The 3,104-nt window shown below is 70.0% G+C and carries 4 protein-coding genes; all 4 read right to left on the bottom strand.

Annotation, left to right across the window (positions count from 1 at the left end):
* Positions 1 to 280 (bottom strand): peptide-methionine (S)-S-oxide reductase (locus tag AX685_RS12800; RefSeq protein WP_197418610.1); only part of this gene is annotated, 280 nt, incomplete at its 3' end.
* 54 nt (positions 281 to 334) lie between these two features.
* Positions 335 to 478 carry a hypothetical protein gene (locus AX685_RS21675; RefSeq protein WP_156445794.1) on the bottom strand — a complete coding sequence of 48 codons (144 nt, stop codon included), beginning with the start codon at positions 476 to 478 and terminating at the stop codon, positions 335 to 337.
* Positions 479 to 692: 214 nt separating this feature from the next.
* Positions 693 to 1,892 (bottom strand): pyridoxal phosphate-dependent aminotransferase, encoded by a 1,200-nt coding sequence (locus AX685_RS12805; RefSeq protein WP_066489279.1) that lies wholly within the window; start codon positions 1,890 to 1,892, stop codon positions 693 to 695.
* Between the two features lie 51 nt (positions 1,893 to 1,943).
* On the bottom strand, positions 1,944 to 3,104 hold a 1,161-nt coding region (locus AX685_RS12810), incomplete at its 5' end, for a chorismate-binding protein (RefSeq protein WP_066489283.1).

Below are 3,104 nucleotides of genomic sequence, written 5' to 3' on the forward strand. Positions count from 1 at the left end.
CCGCCTCGGCATGGCGGGTCGTCTCGCTGCTGACGTCGGCGTAGTTGGCGGTCGCGCGCGTGCCGCCGGCATAGCCGGACGTGACCGAGCGGACCCCCTTCAGCTGTTCGAACACCGCCTCCATGCCCCAGAAGCATCCGCCGGCCAGCACCGCCACCTGCGTGCCGGTGCCGGGCGGCACGTCCTGCGCCGCGGCGGGAAGGGGAACGGCGCGTTCGGCCTGCGCACTGCCGCAGGCGGCAAGCGAGAGCGTCGCGGCGACAGCGAGGGTGCGGAACATCGTCATCGCGCCGATATGGGGAGCGTGGTGGCGGCCCGCCAGTCTAGCCAGACGTCAGCGGACGGCGTGGATCGCGGCGGGGGCGGGGGCGGTCGCGGCGTGCGCGTCGACCACGTGCACCGCACCCATGCCCAGCGTCCCGATCAGGAAGCCGCCGGCGAACTGCCATGCGAAGCTGGACTTGATGAAGCGGGTCATATGTCGTCTTTCTTCGTCTTTTCGGCCGTCTGTGCGGCGGGATCGAACCTGCGGCGATCGTTCGGCGCGGGGCCGGCGGATCGTCCGTGGTCGTCTATGGCCGGGACGGGATGAACCGGGGCTGGAACGCTCGTTCATCCGGCGTTGATATAAGCGCGCCGCCGCCGAGCGCACAGCCCGGCGGCGGAAAGTCAGCGTTTCGAAATGCGTCGCGTCAGCGCAGCGCCGCGCACGCCGTCTGGATGCGCGTGCACGCCTCGGTCAGCAGCGCCTCCGACGTGGCGTAGCTGATGCGCATCGCCGGCGACAGGCCGAACGCCACGCCCTGCACCGCCGCGACGCGTGCGTCGTCCAGCAGATAGGTGACGAAATCGCTGTCGCTTTCGATCCGCTTGCCGTCCGGCGTCGTCTTCCCGATCACGCCCGCGATGTCGGGATAGACGTAGAAGGCGCCTTCGGGGCGCGGGCAGGTGATGCCGTCGGCGGCGTTGAGCATCGAGACCACCAGGTCGCGGCGCGTCTGGAACGCGGCGGCGCGCTCCTTAAGGAACGACTGGTCGCCGGTCAGCGCCGCCACCGCCGCCGCCTGCGCGATCGAACAGGGGTTGGACGTCGACTGCGACTGGAGCTTGGCCATCGCCTTGATCAGCCACGGCGCGCCGGCGGCGAAGCCGATCCGCCAGCCGGTCATCGCATAGGCCTTCGAACAGCCGTTGACGGTCAGCGTCCGCTCGTACAGCGACGGGCACACTTGCGCGATCGTGGCGAACTGGAAATCGTCGTAGACGATATGCTCGTACATATCGTCGGCGAAGACCCACACGTGCGGGTGGCGTTCCAGCACCGCGCCCAGCGCCTTCAGCTCGTCCGCCGAATAGGCCGCGCCGGTCGGGTTGGACGGCGAGTTCAGGATCACCCACTTGGTCTGCGGGGTGATCGCCGCCTCCAGCATCGCCGGCGTCAGCTTGTAATCATATTCGGCGCCCGCGGGCACGATCACCGGCACCGCGCCCGCGAACTGGACGACGTCCGGGTAGCTGACCCAGTACGGCGCGGGCACGATCACCTCGTCCCCCGCATCCAGCGTCGCCACCAGCGCGTTGAACAATGTGTGCTTGCCGCCGACGTTCACCGTCACCTGCGCGGGCGTATAATCGAGCGCGTTGTCGCGGCGGAACTTGGCGACGATCGCGTCCTTCAGCTCGGCGGTGCCGTCGACGTTGGTATATTTGGTCTTGCCGTCGCGGATCGCCTGGATCGCGGCTTCCTTCACGAAATCGGGCGTGTCGAAGTCCGGCTCGCCCGCGCCCAGGCCGATGACGTCGACGCCGGCGCGCTTCAGTTCCAGCACGCGGCTGGTGATCGCCAGCGTGGGGGAGGGGTTGATGCGGTCGAGCGCGGCGGAGGTCTTCATGGATGGCGCCTTCGATGGAAAATTGCGTGCGCGCCTATGCGACGTATGCGATCATTGTGCAACCGCGAGCACGGCGGGCATCAGCCCGCGCACCGCATTGCCGAGGTGGAAACCGCCCGCCAGATCCGCGACGGTGACGTCGCCTTCCACCGCCGCGCCGCTGTCGAGCAACTGCGCGCGCAGCACGCCTGGCAGCAGATGGGGGCCACGCGGCGTGACCAGCACGCCGTCGCGCGGGACGAACAGCGAAGTGAAGCTGCCCTCCGTCACATGGCCGCGGTCGTCGACGAACAGCACCTCGTCCGCTCCGCACGCACGGCGCGCGGCGTCGTAGAAAGCGCGGTCGCTGGTCTTGTGCCGCAGTCGCAGGTCGCGCGGCGGGACGGGCAGCGGCGCCACCGCGACGCGCAGCGGCCCTTCGGGCGGCACGGGCATCGGCGCGACCTCGATCGCGATCGCGCCCGATCGCGCGAGCAGCAGGCGGATGCGCATCGCGTCGCGCAGCCGGAAGGTCGCGGCCTGAAGTTCGTTGCGCGCGGCGTGGCGATCGAAGGTGAATCCCAGCGTCGCGGCGCTGGTGCGCATCCGTTCCAGATGCCGTTCGATCAGCACGATGCCCTCCATCGGATCGAACGCCATCGTCTCGATCAGATCGAACGCCGGGCACGCGCCCGCCAGGAACGCGCCCTTGGCCAGCGCCTCGTCCCATTCGGCGTCGGCGCGCGAATCGGCGACGATCCCGCCGCCCAGCCCGATCGTCGCGTAATCCGCCCCGTCGGCGATCGTCAGCGTGCGGATCGCGACGTTGAACATCGCACCCTGCGCGCCGCGGTCGATCCGGCCGATCGCGCCGGTATAGGCGCCGCGCGGCGAACCGCGCTCCAGCCCGGCGATCGCCTGCATCGCGCGCACCTTCGGGGCGCCGGTGATCGACCCGCACGGGAACAGCGCGGCCAGCACGTCCAGCGCATCGCGACCCGGCGCCAGATCGGCGGTGACCGTCGACGTCATCTGGTGGACGGTCGGATAATGTTCGACCGCGAACAGGTCGGGCACCGCGACGCTGCCCGCGACCGCGACGCGCGCCAGATCGTTGCGCATCAGATCGACGATCATCAGGTTTTCGGCGCGCTGCTTGGCACTGGCGGCCAGCGCGGCGGCGGCGTGCGCGTCCGCGGCGGGATCGGCATGGCGGCGCGCGGTCCCCTTCAT

Source organism: Sphingomonas sp. CCH9-F2, assembly GCF_001556735.1.
GTDB classification, from domain to species: domain Bacteria; phylum Pseudomonadota; class Alphaproteobacteria; order Sphingomonadales; family Sphingomonadaceae; genus Sphingomonas; species Sphingomonas ginsenosidimutans.

What these genes read in the sequence shown, in the direction of transcription:
- AX685_RS21675 (WP_156445794.1), bottom strand. Translation starts at nt 478, where the DNA reads ATGACCCGCTTCATCAAGTCCAGCTTCGCATGGCAGTTCGCCGGCGGC.
- AX685_RS12805 (WP_066489279.1), bottom strand. Translation starts at nt 1,892, where the DNA reads ATGAAGACCTCCGCCGCGCTCGACCGCATCAACCCCTCCCCCACGCTG.